2 protein-coding genes are annotated in these 1,619 nt (G+C 50.3%); one reads left to right on the forward strand and one right to left on the reverse strand.

The features are described 5' to 3' along the window. Positions 1 to 571 (forward strand): 3-ketoacyl-ACP reductase (locus tag OB13_RS17160; RefSeq protein WP_461491407.1); only part of this gene is annotated, 571 nt, incomplete at its 5' end. Positions 572 to 626: 55 nt separating this feature from the next. On the opposite strand, the gene OB13_RS17165 is transcribed toward OB13_RS17160, so the two are convergent. Then, the gene (locus tag OB13_RS17165) at positions 627 to 1,421 is read right to left on the reverse strand and encodes a thymidylate synthase (RefSeq protein ID WP_461491408.1); all 795 of its coding nucleotides are present in this window, start codon (positions 1,419 to 1,421) and stop codon (positions 627 to 629) included. Between the last annotated feature and the right edge of the window lie 198 nt (positions 1,422 to 1,619).

Below are 1,619 nucleotides of genomic sequence, written 5' to 3' on the forward strand. Positions count from 1 at the left end.
AATAAAAGAACTGGGTGTAAAAGCTGCCGTGGTAACGGCAGACGTAACCAACCTGGACTCGGTCCTGGCGGCCGTGGAGCAAATAAAAAGCGAGCTCGGATCCATCGATATTCTCATTAACAACGCAGGCACCGCTAAATTCGGCAAGTTTCTGGAACTGGAGCCGGCCGAATGGGAAAACATCATCCGGGTGAACCTGATGGGGGTATATTATGTCACCCGCGCCGTTCTGCCGGATATGATAGCGCGACAGACCGGGGATATTATCAATATTTCCTCAACAGCCGGACAGCGGGGCGCTGCCGTGACAAGTGCTTACAGCGCATCCAAGTTTGCCGTCATCGGCCTGTCTGAATCGCTGATGCAGGAAGTGCGCAAGCACAACATACGGGTGAGTACCCTGACCCCGAGCACGGTGGCAACAGAACTGGCCATTGAGCTGAAGCTAACCGATGGAAATCCGGAGCGGGTCATGCAGCCGGAGGACTTTGCCGAACTCATCGTGGCACAATTAAAACTGAACCGGCGGGTATTCCTGAAAGAAGCCGGGCTATGGTCCACGAATCCCTAAAAACAAAAAGGTCCGAAGCCATACTTCGGACCTTTTTGTTTTCTTGCCTCAGGGCTTATACCGCCACCGATGCTTTGATGGCCGGATGCGAAACATACTCCTCTAACTTAAAGTCCTCATACTTGAAACCGAAGATATCTTTTATTTCCGGGTTGAGCTTCATAACAGGCAAAGGATAAGGTGCGCGCGTAAGCTGGAGTTTTGCCTGCTCCAGGTGGTTCAGGTATAAGTGGGTGTCTCCGCCCGTCCAGATAAATTCGCCGGGCTCCAGACCTGTTACCTGCGCCATCATCAGAACCAGCAACGCGTAGGATGCAATGTTGAACGGTACGCCCAGAAACACGTCGGCAGAACGCTGGTAGAGCTGGCACGAAAGTTTTCCGTCCGCTACATAAAACTGGTAGAAGGCGTGGCAGGGCGGCAGCTTCATGTTTTCAATCTCCGCTACATTCCAGGCGCTCACGATGATCCGGCGCGAATCAGGATTTTGTTTCAGCTGGTTCACCACCTGCGTGATCTGGTCGATATGACGGCCATCCGGTGTCGGCCAGCTGCGCCACTGGGAACCGTATACAGGACCCAGATCCCCGTTTTCATCCGCCCACTCATCCCAGATGGTGACGCCGTTTTCTTTCAGGTAAGCAATATTGGTATCACCCTTCAGAAACCAGAGCAACTCGTGCACGATAGAACGGAGGTGGGCTTTTTTGGTGGTTACCAACGGAAATCCATCCGCCAGGTTGAATCGCATCTGGTAGCCAAATACGCTCAAGGTACCCGTTCCTGTCCTGTCTTCTTTCTTCACTCCTTTGTCAAGGATATGCTGCATCAGGTCTAAATACTGTTTCATAATACTGTAGAGGGCTTTTTTTCGCTTTAGAACTTAAATATAGTCAGAATTTATGTTTCAGGATTGAATACGGCGGATTTCTCAGAAATATAGTGCGCCGGCCCGATAAAATTATGATTTGCATAAATCCGTTACAGGACTTAACTATATTGCCAGATCTTTCAACCTGATTCGTTCAAATCACGAATAACAGAAAGC

The organism is Pontibacter sp. HJ8 (genome assembly GCF_054824225.1).